Here is a 20,257-nt window from a genome sequence, read left to right on the forward strand (position 1 = left end):
ATTCTAGCCGACCATACTCAGAGAGTTGTGGTCGGCAGCTCGCTTTTTCTCTTCTCTGTTTCTGAGCGCTATCCTGATCAGGGCAAGAAAGACGCCAGCCATCAGCCCTAACATAGCTCCTAAAACGACGATAAGCTTTTTATTGGGTTTAGAGGGTGAAACTGGCACGATCGCAGGTTGCTCTATTTTGGCAGGAATCATGGTAGAAAAGTCCGGGTCCAGTTTTTCTAATTGTTCGAGCTGGTAAACACGACTGGATACACCTCTGATGTAGGGTTTTTCTGCGCTATCTTCTGCATTGGGCCTGCTGTAAAAGCGATACTTCTCAATTCTGCTACTGACCGCATCAACCCCTGACTTCAGAAGCTTTTCACCCAGTAAGTAAGTAGCTCCATCAATAATGGTTGCATTCACTTGACTGGTCTGGAGTTCCGTAATTCCGGCGGCTTGAGCCTGGGCTAAGGCTTCCTTCAATTCTGTCAGGCGCAGTCTGTTATAAGAGATGAAGTTTGATTCCAGACGATCAATATGACTTTTTATCTGCTTTTTCGTTATTTCAACCTGTGCATGAAAGTTCTCATGCATATTCTTTACGAACCGTTCCTGAGCATAGGGCAAAAGAACTTCATTAATGATCGATGCTGATTCTTCAGGGTTTGAAGAGCTGTATCGAATGTTCGTCCGATTATCATTCTTGCCCGTTGTGATAGCTAAGTTATCAGAAAATGCTTTGTATTGTGCTGCGAGCATTTTTTGATCAGGCGTTGAGCTATTATCGGAATCAATGCTTGCAAGAGACGACTTCTGGAATGCATAACGTCTTGCGGCAGGGCTGGTTAAATACTTCAGGTACAGCTGATAGGCTTCTTCAGTGGTCAGATGCTCGGAGTCCTTGCTTTCACCATTTGAGGCAATCAGGAAAACGTTACTGTTCCAAGCCGCAATATTTGCCGGGGAAGATTCATTTAAGACAGCCTCGGTCGTGTAGCTTACAGGAAGCTTAAAGGCAGCAATCACAGCAATGGCTGTTGCCAGCGTGGTAATCACTATAATCAGCCATTTCTGGGCAAACAGTTTCTCTGCAAGTTCAAAAAGATCAATTTCATCGTCAGGATAAGGGTCATGGTATAACTGATTTGGGGTCTGTAGGTTATTCATACCTGGGATAAAATCCTTGAGTGTATTTATTCGTTGTAAATTTAGTGCTGCAACATTATCCAGAATAAAAGGGTTAATGTCTCCTGTGATTTTATGTTGATCAGGCAAAGACACTTGCAGGTAAAGCTCGGTATTTGATTGTTTTTATAATGCGCAATGGCTGATACGAGACGCTTCAAAGATGGGTAGCGAAATTTTTCTGGTGAGCACTTCCGGTCGCGAGGGTATTTCGTCTGCCCAGTAGGCCATTGAACAATCCCTTCGTAGTTAAGCGATTTTCAACGTTTTGTGGCTACTTGCAGTGCACAAATGGCAGTCACCGGCACTGAAAGTAGCAGAGTTGGTCGCGGCTATCTCCAAGTCCCATCGTCTCTCAAAAGGTAGATTCTCCACCAATCGGCAGTGGCAACTTTTACCCGGGTGCCACTGGTGTCTAACCACGGGTGGTCGCTATCACCGGTTTTCGCTACAGCTGCAACGACCCGATCCTTAAGGTAAATAGTAGCTTTTGCTTCCTCTGATCCATCGGCTCGCAGACAATAGATTGTCACGCTGTTGTCATAAATGCCAGTACCGATAGCAGCCCTTGGGCCGAAAGCACCTTGTTGTGCGTTTTGCGGAGCTTGTTGTGAGGTTGACTCTGAAAACCCAAAAGCGCCGGTAGTGGTGTTATTATTTACGTTATGCATATTAAGTTCCTCTAATTAAATAAGTATCATCCTTGATTGCAAGGGCTTTGATTTGAAGGACATTCAATACTGATGTCCTATGATAGGTTAGAACGGGTTTCAGATTGAAAGTTCATAACATGGATGGCAGCGTGACTAACAAGAAAACAGGACCCTGATAAACCGCGTTGAGCCTGTTATTTTGCTGAAGTAGAGATTTTGAGTATGCAGCAAATAACCCCCGAAGCTCTGAATGAATCCTCGCTATGGAGGCTTTAGTCCGAAAGGCTCCAAAGAGCTGCATCATGGTCGATATGCTGCCGTCTGCAGGGCAGCCATTATGGACAAAATACGCCTCCGACTCAGCCGGAGGCCATTGAACAATCCCTTCTTAGTTCAGTGATTTTCAACGTTTTTCGCCACTTGCAGTAAACAGATGGCAGTCACCGCAATGAAGAAGCGTAGTTGATCACCTCTCCATAGAAGTGTCTTGTAAGAACCATAACCCATCAGCATCCTTAGCGTAGGTTTTCGCCACTCCATCAGTGGTGATCTCCGCTCGGGTGCCATCGTCCCTTAAGTCGGCCGGAGCAATCGAATCCTGTAAGAACCATACTCCATCAGCGTCCTTAATGTAGATTTTCGCCACTCCATCGCGATTGTTAATCACCGCCCGGTTGCCATCGGCACTTAAGTTGTCTGGAGTGATATGATCCTGTAAGAACCAGAAGCTATTAGCAGACTTAACGTAGGTACTCGCCACTCCATCGCGAGTGTTAACCACCGCCCGGGTGTCATCGGCACTTAATTTGGCTGAAGTGATCATATCATCCGTGCTAAAGGTGACTTTTATTTCGCCTCCTTCTAAGATTGACGCACTGTTACCAAAATTGTCATGTTTATTAATGACGATAACACTCCTCCCAAAACAGGTACCTTCTGGTGTGTTTTCCGGAGCTTGTGGCGTGGGTGAATACCCAGTAGCGCCGCTAATGTTGCCATTATTTACGTTCATATTATGTTCCTCGAATTAAATAGGTATTTTCCTTGATTGCAAGGATTACGGTTTGAAGGGCATTCAACATTGATGTCCTTTGATGGGTTAGAACGGGTTTCTGGTTGAAAGTTCATAACATTGTTGTCAGCATAACTAACAAGAAAACAGGACTCTGATGTAAGCTTTTTTGAGCCAGTCATTTAACGAAATACGCCTCCGACTCAGCCGGAGGCTATTGAACAATCCCTTCTTGGTTCAGTGATTTTCAACGTTTTGTCGCTACTTAAGTACTCAGCCATACGGAATCGAATATTTCTGGCTTATTGGGCAGGTGCTCTGCAAGGCGCAACGACTGGAACATAGCAAGCTATGTGGCCAGAGTTGCAACGCAGTCAGAGTGCCTGAACAATAAGCCAGAAAATATGATTTCGTATGGTTGAGTACTTACAGTGCACTGATGGCAGTCACCGCACTGAAGAAGCGTAGTTGATCACCAATCCCCAACCCTGGAAGAGTGATGAAAGAGCCATATCCCCTCAGCATCCTTGGTGTAGGTTCTCGCCACTCCATCGTCAGTGACCACCGCCCGGGTGCCATTGTCCCTTAGGTCAGCTTGAGTGATCGAATCCTGTATGTACCAGAACCCGTCAGTCTTAGAGCAGACTCGCGACACTCCATCGCGAGTATTAATCATCGCTCGGGTGCCATCGGCAGTTATTTCGGCTGAAGTGATCATATCATCCGTGTGAAAGGTGGCTTTTATTTTACCTCCTTCTAAGATTGACGCACTGTTATCAAAATTGTCATGTTTATCAATGACGATAACACTCCTCCCAAAACAAGTACCTTCTGGTGTGTTTTCCGGAGCTTGTGGCGCGGGTGAATACCCGGTAGCGCCGCTAATGTTACCATTATTTACGTTCATATTATGTTCCTCGAATTAAATAGGTATTTTCCTTGATTGCAAGGATTTCGGTTTGAAGGGCATTCAATATTGATGTCCTACGATGGGTTAGAACGGGTTTCAGACTGAAAGTTCATAACATTGTTGTAAGCGTAACTAACAAGAAAACAGGACTCTGATGAAAGCTTTTTTGAGCCAGTCATTTAACGATGAAGCAGAGACCTTCAGCATGCAGCAAAAAATCCCCGAGGCTCTGAAACAATCTCAACGACTGTTCATGCCGGTTGAGATGCTGCCATCTGCGACACCCTCTTTACGGCGGCGAGGGTGTCAATAATCCGATTCATTGCAGGTGGGATACCAGTACTGCGTCAGTTACCGAGGGAGAATATACGTCTGGCATTGTCGGTGGTTGCAGCGGCAATCTCTTCGCCATCCACGCCAAGCACCTGGCTCAGCGCATGGATCACATAGGGCAGATTAGCCGGTTCATTATCATTTCTTCTTCTGCCACCCCGACGATGTTCTAACCGCTCTGGCATGACCAGATAAGGCTTTAAAAACGGTGCATCGGTCTCAACCATCAGGCGCTCACGCAGAGTCTCCCAACCGACAGAGCGCAGTGCCTTAACCAGATCTTCGTTACGTCTGTCGCCGATATAACCGGTAATTCCGATGGAACAGCCCAGATCAAGATAGGCCTGCAGTTGCTCACTGTTCCCCGTGAAGCAGTGAACGCAAGCCATGTCTGGTGAAGGCAACTGATTTATGTGATCTTTCAGAATGCCGATGAAGTCATCATGGGCAAGTCGCTCATGCAAAAACAGTGGTTTTTTCAGCTCTGCAGCCAGCTCCAATTGTTCCGTGAACACGGTTCGTTGCACATCAGGAAACGACCATTCGCGATCGTAATCCAATCCACACTCACCCACCGCAATGCAGTGACGATCCCCCTGTTTAAGTATTTTTCTCAGTTCCCGTATGCCACCATCTCGGCGGAAATTCTTGGCATCGTGTGGATGGCATCCCACTGTATAGTACAAAGAGCATGGGGGGGAATCTGAAAATCCACAAGCTTCGGTGGCTTTCGCCGATGGCTCCGACCATTGCTCCACCAGTTTCTGAGCCTTTTTAGACGCAGAAATGGAAGTGCCCGTTATCATGATGCTACCAAGCCCTGCCCGGGAAGCTTCTGCAAGAACCTGGGGCAAGTCAAAGCAGTCTTTAACAAGATTGGCTCCAATATCAACAAGTGGCGTCGTGTATTGAGGCCTGAACCACGGGCGAGTCAGATTTACCTTGCCCGACTCTGGCCGGGCAGCAAACTGGAAACCAGAAGCTTCATCATCCCTGGCAGGCGCATCAGGTGATGCAGCGGCCTCGCTTGAGCGCTGGCAATATCGGGACTCCAGGCCCTGATCCATGACCTGCCGACCCTGAACGGCATGGTAGTTCGTGTTGCCAGAGTATCGGAATGCAACGGGACAAACGCCTGAAGAAGGCTTGTCAGCAGAACCTGAAGATCTCTTCTTTTTTTTCATTTTCCGTGGCTTTGAACGGCCTTCTTGCCAGACTTTTAGATCCGCTTCGTCTGCGGCCCATTGCGTACCTTTGCTGCTAACGTCATGAGGGGACACTGAATTGGGTGACGTGATATTGGGAAGTATCGCTTTTTCATCGACATTATCAACTTTCACAAATCTGCCATCAGGGCCGGAGGTGGTTGATCTGCCCGTTTGAGAATGAGAAAAGTCGGGTGTTCTTACTGAAAGTATATTGTTGCTATCACCAGTACTGACAGTCCTACCGAAACGAGCAGCTTCTTCAACCTCTTGCGGTTGAGGTTGAACAGGTTGTGACGTGATTGGGTTTGAACCGCCAACAGCGCCGCTAGTGTGATCCGGGTTAATCATATTAAGCTCCTTCAGTTAAATGAGTATTATCCTTGATTACAAGGATATAGGGTTGAAGGGCATTCAACAGCGATGTCCTCCGATAAGTCAGAGTGGTTCTTAGATTGAAAGTTCAGAACATTGACGTAAGCATAACTAACAAGAAAACAGGACACTGATATAAACTGCGTTGAGCCAGTCATTTAACGACGCAGTAGAGACTTTCAGCATGCAGCAAAAAATCCCTGAAGCTTTGAACTTTCACAGGCAATCCCAACGACTGGAGTTGAAATACAGCACCGATGAGACTTATCAGCTCAGCAGTGAGATGCTTCGTGTCCACAGTCCTTCTGCCGAGGTCAGGGGACATGGTAATCCAGTGCTGCAAACCGGAAAAAAGCAGGTTCAGGTCACCAATATAGAAAAGGTGGGCCACTATGCGATTAAAATTCACTTTAATGACGGTCATGACAGTGGCATTTACGACTGGGGCTATCTCTACGATCTTTGTGTCAACCAGGAAGTGTACTGGGAGGCCTATCTGGAGAAGCTGCACCAGGCGGGTGAAAGCCGGGAGCCCGATGCTGATGTTGTCAAACTGATGATCAGTTAAATCGTTAGTTGAACAGTGTCCCTCTGGGTTTCCACAAATAGACTGCTGTACTCCAGGGGCATTCATAGAGCTGCATCAGGGTTCTCTCATTGTGAGAGACGACGATCTGGTAAGTGACCGATTCTCTCTGAGGCCTGCTGGTCAGGATAACGGTGGCAGGTCTACTGATAAGAACAGGGGTTCCGCCCAGGTTAAGGGTCTGTTGGTAAAGCCTGTTCATGATGGTTGAGATGCTGCCATCTTCGGGATCGTAGGAAAAATTTTCGGCAAATGAAACTCTGTAAGTGCGCTTGTCAGCAGGCAGGTCGCCAATGTTCTTGCTAATACTGCAGTTGTTGAGATCGAGATAGCCAGAAGGGGGGCGGTTACTTTTTATAGCGGAGAGTAGCCAGCGATGCCCCATGATTTTAGCGTCAGGAAGTGCCATAGATGTGACCGGCAGGGTCATAGCCATCAGGGACACAGCCATTATGGATAGTACCTTAATGGATAGTACCTTTGTGAATAGTACTTTTGCATTGTATGGCCATCTCATATCTGCTTCTCTCTGGAATGGGTGTTCTGGAGACTTTATCGGCCAAGGGATTAAGAAATTTCATCGTTGTGAGTTAATCCTGATTACCCGGGCGATGGGCACAGGGAGGGTTAGAATTTTCCTGTATCAACTTGTAACCCAGTGGCTCTGTGTATATCCTTTGTGCCTTTTAAAATCGTCATGGCAAGGCTCAAATACTGGGACTTGTCAGACAGGAGCCTGTTCATGAGAGTGATTCTGTTGGGTGCCCCGGGTGCCGGTAAAGGTACGCAAGCCCAGTTCATCATGGAAGAGTTTGGTATCCCCCAGATCTCTACCGGCGATATGCTGCGCGCAGCGATCAAGGACGGTACCGAGCTGGGCCTTAAAGTAAAAGCGGTTATGGATTCCGGCGCCCTGGTTTCAGATGAAATCATCATTGAGCTGGTTAAAGAACGTATTGCCAGGGATGACTGTGCCAATGGATTCCTGTTTGATGGCTTTCCCAGAACCATTCCCCAGGCTGAAGCACTTCGTGATGCCGGCGTCGACATTGACCATGTGATCGAAATTGCCGTTGAAGATGAAGAGATTGTTCAACGCATGGCAGGAAGGCGTGTTCACCCCGACAGTGGCCGAACCTATCACGTTATCTACAACCCGCCGAAGGTTGAAGGTAAAGATGATGTTACGGGTGAAGACCTGATTCAGCGTGATGACGATACGGAAGAGACCGTTCGCAAGCGTCTGGGCGTTTACCATGACCAGACGGCCCCTCTGGTCAGCTTCTATAAGTCTATTGAAGGCCATACCCGTTATAGCCGTGTAGAGGGTGTAGGCAGTGTTGATGATATCAAGGCTAAAGTGATCAGTGCCCTGAAGCCTGGGGCTGCCTGATAAGCTCTGCTGTCTGGCATCTCATGATGCTGATCGTAAAAAAAGGACGACTGTTCGTCCTTTTTTTACGTTTTCAGGAGACTTTCTCATGAGCTGGCAACGATATAATACACCGTTAGCCGCATGAGTTACCCCTATTAGAGATACGCTGATGAAAATTCTGGCTCTAGATAGCGCTACAGAAGCCTGTTCAGTGGCACTGAATCTGGATGGTGAAATTGTTGAACATTTTGAGTTATTACCCAGAAGGCACAGCCGTGAGCTTTTGGGAATGGTCGACAATCTACTGAAAAAACAGGCAGTCAGCCTATCTGATCTGGACGCTTTGGCTTTTGGTTGCGGGCCAGGTGCTTTCACCGGTGTCAGAATAGCGGTTGCCATGGTGCAGGGGCTGGCATTTGCCATCGATAAGCCGGTTGTTGCTGTGTCAACTCTTAGAGCACTGGCGCAGGAAGGCTTCAGAGTGCATCAGTCAAATGCCGTACTGGCTGCTATTGATGCCCGTATGGGAGAAGTTTACTGGGGGGCCTTCAAGGAAGAGAATGGACTGATGCAGCCAGAGATAGAAGAGCGCGTTATCGTTCCCGAAAAAGTTGTCCTGCCCGATGGCAAAGAGAATTGGCTGGGAATGGGGACGGGTTGGCAGTTCGAAGATCAGCTGGCAGCAAAAGCGGTGAAATGTTTCCCTGAGGCATATCCCAGGGCGGCTGATATCGCCATTCTGGCTGCGGCTGATTTCAACGAAGGACTCAGTGTCCCTGCTGAACAAGCCAGGCCAGTCTATCTCAGAGATAAAGTGGCTCTCAAGAAAAGTGAACGATAAAACTCGTTTTCTCCTTTAACAATTAAAGCCTGATGGGAAGTGCTTTCTTCCTTTGTGAGATGACATAGAAGTCAGCATGGGCTGATATTACCCGTCAGGGGAGGGAAGCTATCGTGGATAGCCTTCAGATAATGATTCTTGCTCTGCTTCAGGGCCTGACAGAGTTTCTGCCGATTTCCAGTTCTGCTCATTTGATATTGCCTGCGCAATTGTTGGGCTGGAAGGATCAGGGTCTGGCATTTGATGTGGCGGTTCATATTGGCACATTGATCGCGGTTGTAGGATATTTTCGTAAAGACTTGATCAGAATTACTCAGGATTGGCTGGGCTCTCTGATGGGTAAAGGCTCATCGGTCAACAGTCGTCTGGGTTGGTACCTGATTTTTGCTACCTTGCCAGCGGTTGTGTTTGGTTTTGTCCTGAAGTCCATGGGCCTGGACGAGGCTATGCGTAGTATTGCCGTCATTGCCGGGACAACCATGATATTTGGTGCGCTCCTCGGTTGGGCTGATTACAAGGGGAAAAAAATACAACCTATCGAAAAGTTAAACTTTCGTCAGGCCATGTTAATTGGTTTTGCCCAGGCTATCGCCTTGATTCCGGGCACCTCTCGCTCAGGCATAACCATGACCGCTGGCCTTATGCTCGGTTTGACCCGGGAGGCAGCAGCCCGCTTTTCGTTTTTGCTTTCTATTCCGGTCATATTGGGAGCAGGACTGCTTCTGACACTGGACCTTGTTAAAGCGACAGAGCCGGTGGACTGGAGCGTACTCTTCTCTGGTGCCCTGCTGGCAGGCGTCAGTGCCTGGGTTTGCATATACTTCTTCCTGTCGTTTATCAACCGAATCGGATTGATGCCTTTTGTGATCTATCGCTTTATTCTCGGCGCCCTACTGATTGCTGTGATGGTGTTCCAGGTAAACGCTTAAAGCATCGCTACCCATCCTGTCCGGATGGGTAATTTCATCTTCAAACTGTAAATTCCGGTTGATCATTTGCATAAACAGGCTTTACTTCTCATAGGTTGTAATTCGGGACGGGTCGGGTAAGACTCTATCTGTTTCAGGCTGATCTTAATGAGAACTCTTTTTCATAGATGGTGCTGAGATATTGGCTTTTGACCCGAGATTGATCCCCGAGGAATTGACATGACTCTGAGAATTAATGACGTTGCCCCTGATTTCACAGCTCAAACCACCCAAGGCTCTATTCGGTTTCATGACTGGATAGGTGATTCCTGGGCTATTTTATTCTCCCATCCGAAAGACTTTACACCTGTCTGTACGACAGAGCTTGGCTATATGGCCCGGCTGCAACCAGAGTTCGAACGACGCAACTGTAAGCTCATTGGTTTGAGTGTGGACCCTGTAGATGATCATGAACGCTGGGCCAGAGACATTGAGGAAACTCAGGGGCACCTGCCCCTGTACCCCATGATTGGTGACACGGACCTGAACGTAGCAAAGCTGTATAACATGCTGCCTGCTGACGCAGGTGATAGCTCAGAAGGGAGAACAGCTGCCACCAATGCTACGGTCAGAACCGTATTTATCATCGGCCCTGACAAACAGGTCAAATTGATGATGACCTATCCAATGACCACCGGCAGGAATTTTGACGAGATCCTTCGTTCTCTGGATTCTATTCAGCTGACCAGCCGATGCACCGTGGCTACTCCAGTGAACTGGCAGCCTGGTGAGGATGTGATTATTCCACCTGCGGTTTCAGAGGAAGAAGCTAAAAAGAAATTCCCGCAGGGTTGGAAGACTCTGAAGCCTTACCTGAGGGTGGTTGCTCAGCCTGATTAATGCTCGAACTAATATCTGAAACTTCCTCTATTAACAGAAACAGCAGGCCAAATGTCTGCTGTTTTTTTATGGTGCACAGTTACAGAATAGCGGTCTGGAACCAGCCCGGGAGGCCCCCTTTAGAAATGATTCGAGGTTTTCAAACAGCTCCCCGGTGATAAAATCCGATCTAACTAAACGCGTTGTGAGCAATAGGTGAATGGCCAGTTCTGTCGTAGTACAAATTCATCCGGATCCTGATAAGCAAGCCTATCTTGAGACGCTGCTGAGTTCCATGGATGGAGCCACTTACATTGAGAATCCGGCTGGCTGCCGGGAAAATCAACTTATTCTGGGTTTCGAAGATGATCGCCTTTCTCTGACACGGGCTTGTGGAAAAGAAAAACCCATCAGTGTTGATTTTGTGGGCGGCAAGGCAGGTCACAGAAGAAAGTTCGGCGGCGGGAAAGGTCAGGGCATAGCCAAAGCTGTGGGTTTGAATAAAGGTGTCAAACCTCATGTTCTGGATGCCACAGGTGGGCTGGGTCGAGATGCCTTCGTGCTGGCCTCTCTTGGCTGCAAGGTGACGGTCATTGAGCGCTCTCCCGTCATCGCCGCTTTGTTGGAAGACGGCATCAGAAGAGCGATAGCAGATCCGGAGGTCTCAGAGATTGCCGGACGTATGCTGCTGATCAAAGAAGACAGTCGTCATGCTATGGCGTCGAGTCTGTCCCTTGGAAAACAGTTTGATGTCGTTTATCTCGATCCCATGTTTCCGCATAAAGAGAGGTCTGCAGAGGTCAAAAAGGAAATGAAAATCTTTCAGGCACTATTATCAGGTGATCCCGATGCCGATGAGTTGCTTGAGCCTGCCCTGAAACTGGCCCAATACCGGGTGGTGATTAAAAGACCCCGGTTATCACCGGAGTTGGGCAATACCTCACCTACCTACAAACTGGAAGGAAAGGCATGCAGGTATGATATCCACGCTCTTAAAGCATTTTAGTGAAAGGTTCAGGACTAGCGGTTCCCTCTTTCATCATCCAATCATCCGACGATGAAAGAGGGTTCCCGAACCGTAAGCGAGTTAATGCTCTTCGACAGGAGCAGGTTGGGTTTTGGTGGTTTGCAGTATGCTATGACGGACTTCGCTGGTCAGGACCTTAAAGGCTTCGTCCGCGACCATTTTGACTTCATCGCCGTAGTTGAGCTTGTTAGTCCGGGTGATCTCCACGACGTTATTGAGTCTTAACTGCTCGATAAAGTTTTTGAACAGCGCCTTGTCAAAGAACTCAGGGGCATTCAACCCGTGGATAATGGACAGTCTTTGAGCCAGAACACGACTCTGGTTTTCCAGGGTTTCCTGTTCAATGTTGCCACTGTCATTACTGATCAGCAGGCTAATGACCATGAAGAAGCGCTCAAGGGTCTGGGCAATGGCACGGGAAAGCACCGTCAGAGTGACAAACTGTGCTGAGCTGTAATCAGGCTGGCGGTAATAGCCGTCATGGTCACTGATGATAAGCCCTTCACTTGCCAATGTTTCCAGCCACTGGGTGACCACTTTCAGAAATCCTCTTTTACTCCATTTGAGAAAGAGTTCGGATTGAAGATAAGGGTATAAAATGGAACAGACCCGGAAAATTTCTCTTTGTGTCATGGCACTGTTGTTAATAAACAGACAGCTGAGCAGGGAAGGCACGGCAAACATATGCAGTACGTTATTCCGGTAATAGGTCATCATTACCGCTGTTTTTTCATCCAGACTGTAGACCTCACCCAGGGAATCACTGAATTTATTGAGTAAATCCAGCTTCTCTGCATAGCGAATGACGCTGTAGCCATCCATGTCAGTAATAACTGTTTTGTCGCTGTAGGGAGATTTTCTGAGCAGTCGCTGATAAATCTCTACCAGTAGTACCAGCTCCTGTTCACCCAGAGCATGACGAGGCGATGAAAGCAGGGCCATGGCAATCAGGTTAACCGGGTTGATGATAGCTGCTGAGTTAATCTCACTGGCAATGTTGAAAGCAAGTGTATTGGTTGCTTTCTTTAGCCACTGTTGTTTAAAGCCTTCAGATTGCTCTTGCTGCCATTGAGGTACTTCCTTATCCAGGAATTCACCCATACTGACCGGGTTACCAAAGTTAATCCAGGCTTTGCCAAACTGATCCTTGAGGGCTGCCAGTGTGCGCACAACGTCAAGAGGGGACTCTTTTTTCTTGCTCTTGCCTCGCAGCTCACTCATGTAAGTGCTGACTTCCAGTAACTTCTCATAACCGATATAAACCGGCACAAACAATATGGGTCGTCGGTTATCTCTCAGGTAGCTTCTCAGACTGATAGAGAGCATGCCGGTTTTCGGGTTCAGGGTTCGACCGGTTCTGGAGCGGCCACCTTCAACAAAATATTCAATGGGGAATCCACGACTGGACAGGGTATGCATGTATTCATGAAAGACTGCACTGTAGAGAGGGTTGCCTCTGAAGGTTCTTCTCATAAAGAAAGCGCCGCCTTTACGGAGAATGGTGCCAACGACAGGCATATTCAGGTTGATACCGGCAGCAATATGGGGAGGTGTCAGTCCTTCATTGTAAAGAGCATAGGAAAGCAACAGATAGTCAATATGGCTGCGGTGACAGGGTACGTAAACAACGCTGTACTTCTGGGAAAGTGCTTTGATCGGTTCGATGTTATTGATCGACAGGCCGTCGTAGAGCTTGTTCCAGAACCAGGTCAAGACAATGTCCAGAAACCTGAGGACCGGATAAGAGTAGTCAGAGGCGATTTCATTGGCGTACTGTCGAGCCTTGTTCTCGGCCTCGATCAGGGTGATTTCCCGGGCAGCGGCTTCAGCTTCTATGGCTTTGCGAATCTGTGGTGTATGGATCAGGCCATTGACCAGTATTCTTCGGTGAGAGAGATCAGGACCAATGACAGACTCTCTGAGCTGACGAAAGTGCACCCTGAGAATACGACCCACCTTTCGGAGAGTGCGGCAGTGTTCCTGGCCTTCATCCACCATTTCTCTCAGGGACATGGCTGGATTAAAGTGAACCATGGTCTGTCTGCCATGGAGCAGAATGGCCATAAACTTCCTGAACCGTCCTCCCAGGCTGAAGTTCCAGTCAAAAAGGAGCTTCAGGGCGGACTGCTCTTTATCCGGGGCCCGTCCCCAGAAAATACTGACAGGAACCAGCTGAACGTCGTGGTCAGGATGCTCCTCGGTTTCCCTGAGAAGATTTGCCAGTGTATCTGCCGTTTCCGGATGCTCTCTTTGAAGCAGAACGCCTCGCTGCTGAGTCAGATAAAAATAGGCCTGATCACCGTTCTTGTGACCACTGTGAATAAACGCATAGGGTCGTGGCAGACCGGCTTTTCGACACTCCTGCTCAACTACCATCAGATCGGACAGGGAGCGGTTACGAAGTACGTAGCAGACAGGCTTGTCTGGCTGAATCCCAAGGCTTTGTGCAGTGTTGTTATGAACCGTTGTTCTAACCCAGATGAATAACAGCTTTCTCAAGCTATGAAACAAAAAGCGACTGAGAGTATTGGGTTTGTGCATGGAATTGGTCGCGGCCTGAAATCAAGAGGGTGAATGGCTGTCGGTGGATTCTAGCTTGAATAGAGGCCGTGGCGCAAAGAGGAAAGTGACTATTTCCCGGATTGAAAACAGGTTCCCGGAGTGAAGGCACGCCAGTAAGGGTTTTGTTCTTTCCTGGCGAGCAAAAGCAATGGGGAAAAACCAGCAGCCTGTCGGACTTAAGCGTCCGTAGCGAGGATTGCAAGAAATTGAGGATAAAAATCTCTGTTTCTGAGGAGAATAGCGAGCTATTTGACGAAGAAACAGAGATTTTTAGACCAATTTATTGCAACCGCAGTAGGACAGTCTTAAGTCCGACAGGCTGCCAGGAGCGCTTAATAGCTTCTCTGGCAGCAATAAGTTTTCAAAGAGCATTAGGCCAGGAGACCGTGCTTTCTTCGCCTGTTTCCGTCATCTGCCACCATTCATCCATATCTTCACCGTCTGACCAGGGGGCTGCATTGGCCCTCACCCGGCACCTGGCAAACTGGTTCAGGCTTCTGGCGCAGGCCATATCATCACTCCAGGGGGTTTTATTGGCTTTGAACCAGATGCTGGTCCAGGCTTTGCCAACCGCACACTCAACAATCATCACCGGCGCTGAGTCTTTCTCGCTGTGCAGCAGAAAGTCGTGGACTTTCTTGCCGCTACTAAGAACTTCAACGCTATCAAAATTAACCGTGAGCCATTTCCGGATCATCTCCAGGCTCAGGTCTTTGACATAAATTTCTAGATCTTCAACCTTGTTCATAGGGTCTGTATGTCTGAGAGTAGAGGATGAATTTAGGTCAACAGTCGCTTCAGGATGCCCTGATAAATCCGGCCCAGATCATCAAGGTCGCTGGCTTTGATACATTCATTCACTTTATGGATGGTTTTGTTGACCGGACCCAGCTCAACCACCTGGGCACCGGTTGGCGCTATAAACCGGCCATCGGAGGTGCCACCAGAGGTCGACAGCTCTGAATCTATGCCGGTTTCAGCCTTGATGGATGCCAGGGCTGCATTAACCAGCGCACCAGGGCGGGTGAGGAATGGCTGGCCGCTGACATGCCATTCAATATCGTATTCAAGGTTATGTCGATCCAGAATGGCCAGCACTCTTTCCTGCAGCGCTTTGTCAGTGACTTCAGGGGAGAAACGGAAGTTAAAGTTGACTTCGCAGTTTCCGGGAATCACATTGCTGGCACCTTCTCCGGCATGAATGTGCCAGATCTGGAAGCTGGTGGGCGGGAAGAACTCATTGCCCTGATCCCACTCTTCGCCGGTCAACTCTGATAAAGCCAGTGCCACTTCATGAACCGGATTTCTGGCCAGATGCGGATAGGCGACGTGCCCCTGAATCCCATGAATCAGCAAGTGGCCGTGCATAGAGCCCCGGCGTCCATTCTTGATGATATCGCCTACCTGATGAGTACTGGATGGCTCGCCTACGATGCACCAGTCTATCTTTTCGTGACGGGCTTCCAGGTGCTCAATGACTTTAACGGTTCCATGCCGGGCCGGACCTTCTTCATCGCTGGTGATCAGGAAAGCAATGGAGCCTTTATGGTCAGGGTTCGCGGCCAGAAAGGTTTCGCAAGCTGTCACCATGGCAGCCAGACTGCCTTTCATATCTGCCGCGCCGCGGCCCTGCAGCATACCGTTTTCATCGACAAAAGGAGAAAAAGGAGGGTTATCCCATTTTTCTACAGGACCTGTGGGTACAACGTCGGTATGACCGGCAAATGCCAGAACCGGCGCAGAGTCTCCTCTGCGGAGCCAGATGTTTTCCACTTCACCAAACCGCAGTTTCTCTACTTTGAAGCCCAGGGGTTCCAGACGGCTGATCATCAGATCCTGGCAGCCCTCATCTTCAGGAGTGACTGAGGGACGCTGAATCAGATCTATGGCAAGTTCAATCGTAGGGGTCATGTGCAGTTTATCTGTTCTATGGTTTACAGTTTTTCACTTTGAAAAGTGATTGTACCACGTGATGTACTTGCCAGCCGAGCCAACAAAGTCTTCAGAATGCCAGGGTTTTCTGTCCAGGACCTTGAAGAAATTCACTCAGCCCAAGATCAAGACCGAAGGCTTAATCGGTCTTGATCTTGGCGGGCTCGGTCAGATCCGATAACGCTTTTAGCGTCTCTGATTTCTCTAATTCATCGGTTGCAGACTGCTTCAGTTTTTCACAGGCATTCTCGAAAGCCTTTGGCTCAAGGTAACACCCCTTAAAAATTCTTTTCAGCCGTTGTGCCAGTTCAATTTTTTCCCCACGAACACAAAAATCAATGAGCGGGTTGAGCAAGAACAATCTGCCTTCGACCGGTTTAGAAAGCAGGCAGATATAAGACCGGATAAAACTCTCGAAATTTACAATCTCATGAGGTGGCATGCGATCAACATCGACCAGAGCTTGTTGCAAAATATCCAGAACGGTTTCTTTAGTTCTCTTTTGGCCAGCAGCCCCGGGATTTGCCAGCTCAAACAGTTGCTTGACAGAATCTTGGTGAAAATGATCCCTGAGGGCTTTGCAAAGGTCCTCGTCGGTAATGCGGATACCGTCCGATGCAACTTTCTTTGCCGACTCGTAATCACCCCTGATAAAGAAGAGATTCAGGAAGGGGTAGGCCAGCTCCTCATCCTTGATGCCGAATTTGTAAAATTCCCAAAAACACCTCTCTATCTCAGTAAAATCTTGTGGGGGCAAGCCTCGCACCCATTGGGTGTCTCTCAAACATTTTTCCAGCCCGTCAGCGAACGTTTTCCTGGCAATCTCCATGGTTTGATGATCTTGCTGATCCGCCAGGGCCAGTAGCGCTTTGCTGTGGCTATGGAGGAAGCGTGGGTAAGAGTCGTCGGTATGTTTAACGTATGGCGCGTAATTCTGGACCTCCTTATCGAGGGCTACCTGAAGATGATCTGCTTCCAGAATTGCCTGATGTTTATCTCTAACAGACTGGGCATGTGGAAAATCTCCCCGAACGACAAAAAGGTTCAGAGCTGAATTCGCCAGTGCATAACCACCATTGCCACAGTTGGCCAGCAAACAGTCGATAAGCTTTTTCAGCTTTATGTAATCATTTTGGGGTATTTTACGAGCAGATGGGAAATAATCCTGCAAAATGGTTTTAAGGTTATCCTCGGCTACTTGCGCAGCTTGATTCGGGGATGTCAGTTTCAGTGATGCCAGCAGTGATTTTACCCGGGCGGCATCTTTTGCACTTATGGCCTCTGCCAGAGCAGGTAAAACCTCTGTGAGTTCCATCGGAGTGGCTGGTTGTGGATCGGCTGCCGGGATGGAGCCTGTGTGTGCAGAGCTGCCGGAGACAGAAGCAGCGATTGTCCTGTCGGAAAGAGCTGAAGCAGTGTCTGTACCGGTTTCTCCGTAGCCAATAGCGCGGAAGAAACCGTTATAGATAGCGCCAAACCAGCTGTTTACTGCCCTTCCGTTATCAGCCCTTCCTGAGGTGTCTGTTAACTGGTCAGATTGCTCCTGCCTGATTGAGTTGTCTAGTGGCAGTGATGATGGGGATTTTACAGGTTGCATAATTAAGTACCTCTCTGGATTTAATGTTGTCGATATCTATTTGGACAACAGAAAGTGCAACTAGTTCCAGACAATCAAATAAGAAGAGTCAGCACTGTTTTCTATTTCAATCGTTGCAGGAACCTTATGGCCTTAAATTCAGACCCGGTGCGCTTTAGCTCAGAATAAACAAGCTGATTCTGAGCAGGCACACGGCGATTCTGCTAACAATAGTGTCCATTTCACTAACTCATATAGGAATTCTTCGGAGCCTTCTGTCATCTAATTAATAGCGGGTTGTATCGCAATACCTGACGAGCTGATTAAGGTTTTTTTTGGAGAAAAAGTACTATGGACCGCTTACACCCTTTATTACTGACGAGTTTGCTATTTTTTTCTGTTCAGGTTTTAGGCGGGGTATTTTCACCCGGCTATCCGTCGGCCTACCGCTACTTCCCGGAGCTGGCAGGTGCCCTTGATAAAGACTTTGATGGCCTGCTCTCCTACGATGAGCTGATTGAGGGCTACCATGCACCCTATCTGAACAAAGACCTTTACCAGACCATCAGACTTTATCTTGTTAATTTCGAGTCATGGCAAAACCCTGTCACTGCCTCATTAAGCAGAGAAAGCATTGAGTTGGCTGAACTGTCGGGGCGAGTCGCAAAGTATCACCACGAGCAGGACAACACCTTCTGGGATGCCTGGCTTGTAAAACCCGAACGGCAACCGTTTGCCGACGGCTACAGACGACTTTTTCCTCAAGGTCTGACGAGTGTTACTCCGGATAATCTCCTGCAGGGGTATTTTCCAGATTGTGTTCTGATCGCTACGCTTGCCTCAATAGTCAGCTCAGAAACGGGAAAAAGGCTCGCATTCAATTACTTTTATCCCTTCGATGAACAGACATTTGAAATTGTTTTTCCCGGGATTGCTAAACGCGAAGTGATTCAATTCAGAGAAGTTGAGCGTTACTCACACTTTGCCGAAACACGCGATGGCGGTATCTGGCTGGCCATGCTGGAAGCCGCTTATGCGCATCTGTCGAAAAAATATTATAATGTACGGGGACGAAATGATCAGGCGCGATTCGAGTATCATCAATATTCTGAGCTGGTCCAAGTACAACCTCCATTAGCCAATGAGGCACTCATGAATTCACCTTCCGGGCACATCAACCCGCAGTTTGAATCTCAGGATCTTTTAAAGATGCTACTCAACTCTTTTGTGGTTGATGAAAAAGCAGCAATTTTTTTTATTACCTCAGTGTTGTCAGCCCCCTTGAAGCTAAGGCCATTTGAGGGAATCGGACCCCGGCATGCCTATAGTCTGATCGGTTATGACAAAGAAAAAGAGATTGTTTATATTCGTGACCCTCATGGTCGTTCTGATGCGGTTGAAAGTCTCCTTACCATTAATAGACATATTCAACCTGCTTCTTCAGAAAATAAAGTAATATATGAATACATGGCGAGTAATCCCAGTTCCCCTGACTATGGTTTCGCATTAGGCCTGACAGAGTCTCTGATTACCGCTATTGTTAATCAAACTTTTCCGAAGGCATTGGCTGCAGGGCAGGGCGTCATTCCTTTAAATATTGCAAGATCGAAGCCTACAGCAGAGAGAAGCCCTGCCAGGACCGGCATCATTGAAATGACTATACAACAGGTGATTGATACCTTTAATTTCATGTACGTCAGCATTTGCGGACCTTACCAATGTCCAAATGACGAGTGAGACTAAACCGATAAAAAAATACATCGCATAAATACCGTCTATACTTTCTTGCCCTATCTACCAGTAAACATAGAGTTGTTATGACTACGTTAATGCCGACTTTATTCAGCTGCCCGAAATGGAGTTTCAAAGAGTATTGGCAGTCTCTCAGGTCTAATACACGACATGGTTTTTTTAAAAAAATCTATCGCGCCACATTTTTTGCTCTGGCTCTGATATTTCTCAGTCCCGTTGTTTTATCAGACACGCTGAAAATTGCGGTTGCATCCAACTTTTACCCGACGGCTGTTGAGTTGAGAAAAACCTTTAACAAACTCCATCCGGACATTGAGCTTACGCTGGTAAAAGGCGTAAGTGATGATTTGTTTGATCGTATTATGAATGACGAGGCCTTCGACGTCTTTCTCAGCGCAGATGAAACCCACCCGGCGACGCTGGTGCGGCTACAAAAAGCCAAACCGAAGTCCCGGAAAACCTATGCGTATGGTCGGCTTGCGTTCTTGCACAAGATGGGTAACCAGACCGAAGATCATGGTCACGGTCATGGAAAAGAGACTATTACAGTGAAGGAGTTGGGTGACTTTATCTCCAAGCATCGCAATGAGACAGTCTATATTCCGGATCCTAAGGATTCTCCCTATGGCAAGAGGGCGGAGGATCTGCTTGAGGCTGCGGGGTTATACTATCCCTTGAATAGAATGAGGAGAATCAAGATCGAAAACAGTACCCATGATGTCTGGAACAACAACATAAACAAAACAGAGCTATTTGCTCTGCTCCCGGCCTCATTAGTGTTTCATGAAGAAGATGATCACTCCAGGGATTCACATCATGTTAGGCACAATTATCCCAAAGATGACGAGGTGTCCCTGTTAAAAGACAATGATTTTCATCGTCTCAGGCAGGAAATGGTAATAATAGAGGGTTCTACCAGCACCAAAGCAGCTGAAACCTTTGCAACGTTTATGCTATCACCCACCACTCAAGCCTATATTGGAGCTCATGGTTACTACCCTGCGAGTTATACAGAGGTTTGCGATCCGGCTAACACTTCGTCCGCTGTCAGTTATTTTTCAGCGATTCCTTATGCTGGAATTCTGTCCGCTGTTACTTCCGCAGCTGTTGCCGCCTGGATTAACAGAGGTTATTGCCGTTTCTGAAGCACTATAC

General features: G+C 47.9%; 18 protein-coding genes. 8 read left to right on the forward strand and 10 right to left on the reverse strand.

Annotated elements, in window-relative coordinates:
- Positions 1 to 3 precede the first annotated feature (3 nt).
- The 5 genes from ACOMHB_RS07695 to ACOMHB_RS07715 form a co-directional block, all read right to left on the reverse strand.
- Positions 4 to 1,158: an LPS O-antigen chain length determinant protein WzzB gene (locus ACOMHB_RS07695; RefSeq protein ID WP_448216147.1), complete on the reverse strand. Its 1,155-nt coding sequence runs from the start codon at positions 1,156 to 1,158 to the stop codon at positions 4 to 6.
- 350 nt (positions 1,159 to 1,508) lie between these two features.
- Positions 1,509 to 1,847, reverse strand: coding sequence for a hypothetical protein (locus ACOMHB_RS07700; protein WP_448216148.1), 339 nt, complete (start codon positions 1,845 to 1,847; stop codon positions 1,509 to 1,511).
- 448 nt (positions 1,848 to 2,295) lie between these two features.
- A complete protein-coding gene (locus ACOMHB_RS07705; protein WP_448216149.1) occupies positions 2,296 to 2,841 on the reverse strand; it encodes a hypothetical protein in 546 nt (181 codons plus the stop codon).
- 472 nt (positions 2,842 to 3,313) lie between these two features.
- The gene (locus tag ACOMHB_RS07710; RefSeq protein WP_448216150.1) at positions 3,314 to 3,748 is read right to left on the reverse strand and encodes a hypothetical protein; all 435 of its coding nucleotides are present in this window, start codon (positions 3,746 to 3,748) and stop codon (positions 3,314 to 3,316) included.
- A 350-nt stretch (positions 3,749 to 4,098) separates the two neighbouring features.
- Entirely contained in the window at positions 4,099 to 5,640 is a 1,542-nt protein-coding gene (locus ACOMHB_RS07715; RefSeq protein ID WP_448216151.1) for a TatD family hydrolase, read from the reverse strand.
- 208 nt (positions 5,641 to 5,848) lie between these two features.
- Here ACOMHB_RS07715 and ACOMHB_RS07720 point away from each other — a divergent pair, with 208 nt between their 5' ends.
- Complete coding sequence (locus ACOMHB_RS07720; RefSeq protein WP_448216152.1) at positions 5,849 to 6,232, forward strand: gamma-butyrobetaine hydroxylase family protein; 384 nt, start codon at positions 5,849 to 5,851, stop codon at positions 6,230 to 6,232.
- Positions 6,233 to 6,236: 4 nt separating this feature from the next.
- On the opposite strand, the gene ACOMHB_RS07725 is transcribed toward ACOMHB_RS07720, so the two are convergent.
- Positions 6,237 to 6,701 (reverse strand): hypothetical protein, encoded by a 465-nt coding sequence (locus ACOMHB_RS07725; protein WP_448216153.1) that lies wholly within the window; start codon positions 6,699 to 6,701, stop codon positions 6,237 to 6,239.
- Positions 6,702 to 6,992: 291 nt separating this feature from the next.
- Here ACOMHB_RS07725 and adk point away from each other — a divergent pair, with 291 nt between their 5' ends.
- From adk to ACOMHB_RS07750, 5 genes are all read left to right on the forward strand, one after another.
- Positions 6,993 to 7,643 (forward strand): adenylate kinase, encoded by a 651-nt coding sequence (gene adk / locus ACOMHB_RS07730; RefSeq protein WP_448216154.1) that lies wholly within the window; start codon positions 6,993 to 6,995, stop codon positions 7,641 to 7,643.
- A gap of 151 nt (positions 7,644 to 7,794) precedes the next feature.
- The gene (tsaB, locus tag ACOMHB_RS07735) at positions 7,795 to 8,466 is read left to right on the forward strand and encodes a tRNA (adenosine(37)-N6)-threonylcarbamoyltransferase complex dimerization subunit type 1 TsaB (protein WP_448216155.1); all 672 of its coding nucleotides are present in this window, start codon (positions 7,795 to 7,797) and stop codon (positions 8,464 to 8,466) included.
- A 113-nt stretch (positions 8,467 to 8,579) separates the two neighbouring features.
- On the forward strand, positions 8,580 to 9,395 hold the full coding sequence (locus ACOMHB_RS07740; protein WP_448216156.1) for an undecaprenyl-diphosphate phosphatase: 816 nt from the start codon (positions 8,580 to 8,582) through the stop codon (positions 9,393 to 9,395).
- 219 nt (positions 9,396 to 9,614) lie between these two features.
- A complete protein-coding gene (locus ACOMHB_RS07745; RefSeq protein ID WP_422132759.1) occupies positions 9,615 to 10,274 on the forward strand; it encodes a peroxiredoxin in 660 nt (219 codons plus the stop codon).
- A 199-nt stretch (positions 10,275 to 10,473) separates the two neighbouring features.
- On the forward strand, positions 10,474 to 11,259 hold the full coding sequence (locus tag ACOMHB_RS07750; protein ID WP_448216157.1) for a class I SAM-dependent methyltransferase: 786 nt from the start codon (positions 10,474 to 10,476) through the stop codon (positions 11,257 to 11,259).
- A gap of 81 nt (positions 11,260 to 11,340) precedes the next feature.
- Here ACOMHB_RS07750 and plsB read toward each other — a convergent pair whose 3' ends face one another.
- The 4 genes from plsB to ACOMHB_RS07770 form a co-directional block, all read right to left on the reverse strand.
- Positions 11,341 to 13,821, reverse strand: coding sequence for a glycerol-3-phosphate 1-O-acyltransferase PlsB (plsB, locus tag ACOMHB_RS07755; protein WP_448216158.1), 2,481 nt, complete (start codon positions 13,819 to 13,821; stop codon positions 11,341 to 11,343).
- 382 nt (positions 13,822 to 14,203) lie between these two features.
- Positions 14,204 to 14,590 carry a hypothetical protein gene (locus ACOMHB_RS07760; RefSeq protein WP_422132762.1) on the reverse strand — a complete coding sequence of 129 codons (387 nt, stop codon included), beginning with the start codon at positions 14,588 to 14,590 and terminating at the stop codon, positions 14,204 to 14,206.
- A gap of 32 nt (positions 14,591 to 14,622) precedes the next feature.
- Positions 14,623 to 15,753, reverse strand: a complete 1,131-nt coding sequence (gene dapE / locus ACOMHB_RS07765; RefSeq protein WP_448216159.1) for a succinyl-diaminopimelate desuccinylase — start codon at positions 15,751 to 15,753, stop codon at positions 14,623 to 14,625.
- A gap of 160 nt (positions 15,754 to 15,913) precedes the next feature.
- On the reverse strand, positions 15,914 to 17,371 hold the full coding sequence (locus ACOMHB_RS07770) for a hypothetical protein (protein ID WP_448216160.1): 1,458 nt from the start codon (positions 17,369 to 17,371) through the stop codon (positions 15,914 to 15,916).
- A gap of 330 nt (positions 17,372 to 17,701) precedes the next feature.
- On the opposite strand from ACOMHB_RS07770, the gene ACOMHB_RS07775 reads away from it, so the two are divergent.
- Together ACOMHB_RS07775 and ACOMHB_RS07780 are read left to right on the forward strand one after the other, a co-directional pair.
- Positions 17,702 to 19,087, forward strand: a complete 1,386-nt coding sequence (locus tag ACOMHB_RS07775) for a hypothetical protein (protein WP_448216161.1) — start codon at positions 17,702 to 17,704, stop codon at positions 19,085 to 19,087.
- An 80-nt stretch (positions 19,088 to 19,167) separates the two neighbouring features.
- A complete protein-coding gene (locus tag ACOMHB_RS07780; RefSeq protein ID WP_448216162.1) occupies positions 19,168 to 20,247 on the forward strand; it encodes a substrate-binding domain-containing protein in 1,080 nt (359 codons plus the stop codon).
- Positions 20,248 to 20,257 lie beyond the last annotated feature (10 nt).

It is taken from the genome of Endozoicomonas sp. 2B-B (assembly GCF_053470045.1).

Bases quoted from the DNA above. Each gene is read 5' to 3' on its own strand.
- plsB (WP_448216158.1), bottom strand. From the start codon at position 13,821: ATGCACAAACCCAATACTCTCAGTCGCTTTTTGTTTCATAGCTTGAGA.
- ACOMHB_RS07710 (WP_448216150.1), bottom strand. From the start codon at position 3,748: ATGAACGTAAATAATGGTAACATTAGCGGCGCTACCGGGTATTCACCC.
- ACOMHB_RS07780 (WP_448216162.1), top strand. From the start codon at position 19,168: ATGACTACGTTAATGCCGACTTTATTCAGCTGCCCGAAATGGAGTTTC.
- ACOMHB_RS07720 (WP_448216152.1), top strand. From the start codon at position 5,849: ATGCAGCAAAAAATCCCTGAAGCTTTGAACTTTCACAGGCAATCCCAA.
- ACOMHB_RS07750 (WP_448216157.1), top strand. From the start codon at position 10,474: ATGGCCAGTTCTGTCGTAGTACAAATTCATCCGGATCCTGATAAGCAA.
- ACOMHB_RS07725 (WP_448216153.1), bottom strand. From the start codon at position 6,701: ATGGCTGTGTCCCTGATGGCTATGACCCTGCCGGTCACATCTATGGCA.
- ACOMHB_RS07770 (WP_448216160.1), bottom strand. From the start codon at position 17,371: ATGCAACCTGTAAAATCCCCATCATCACTGCCACTAGACAACTCAATC.
- ACOMHB_RS07700 (WP_448216148.1), bottom strand. From the start codon at position 1,847: ATGCATAACGTAAATAATAACACCACTACCGGCGCTTTTGGGTTTTCA.
- adk (WP_448216154.1), top strand. From the start codon at position 6,993: ATGAGAGTGATTCTGTTGGGTGCCCCGGGTGCCGGTAAAGGTACGCAA.
- ACOMHB_RS07695 (WP_448216147.1), bottom strand. From the start codon at position 1,158: ATGAATAACCTACAGACCCCAAATCAGTTATACCATGACCCTTATCCT.
- ACOMHB_RS07705 (WP_448216149.1), bottom strand. From the start codon at position 2,841: ATGAACGTAAATAATGGCAACATTAGCGGCGCTACTGGGTATTCACCC.
- ACOMHB_RS07745 (WP_422132759.1), top strand. From the start codon at position 9,615: ATGACTCTGAGAATTAATGACGTTGCCCCTGATTTCACAGCTCAAACC.
- ACOMHB_RS07760 (WP_422132762.1), bottom strand. From the start codon at position 14,590: ATGAACAAGGTTGAAGATCTAGAAATTTATGTCAAAGACCTGAGCCTG.
- ACOMHB_RS07775 (WP_448216161.1), top strand. From the start codon at position 17,702: ATGGACCGCTTACACCCTTTATTACTGACGAGTTTGCTATTTTTTTCT.
- ACOMHB_RS07715 (WP_448216151.1), bottom strand. From the start codon at position 5,640: ATGATTAACCCGGATCACACTAGCGGCGCTGTTGGCGGTTCAAACCCA.
- tsaB (WP_448216155.1), top strand. From the start codon at position 7,795: ATGAAAATTCTGGCTCTAGATAGCGCTACAGAAGCCTGTTCAGTGGCA.
- dapE (WP_448216159.1), bottom strand. From the start codon at position 15,753: ATGACCCCTACGATTGAACTTGCCATAGATCTGATTCAGCGTCCCTCA.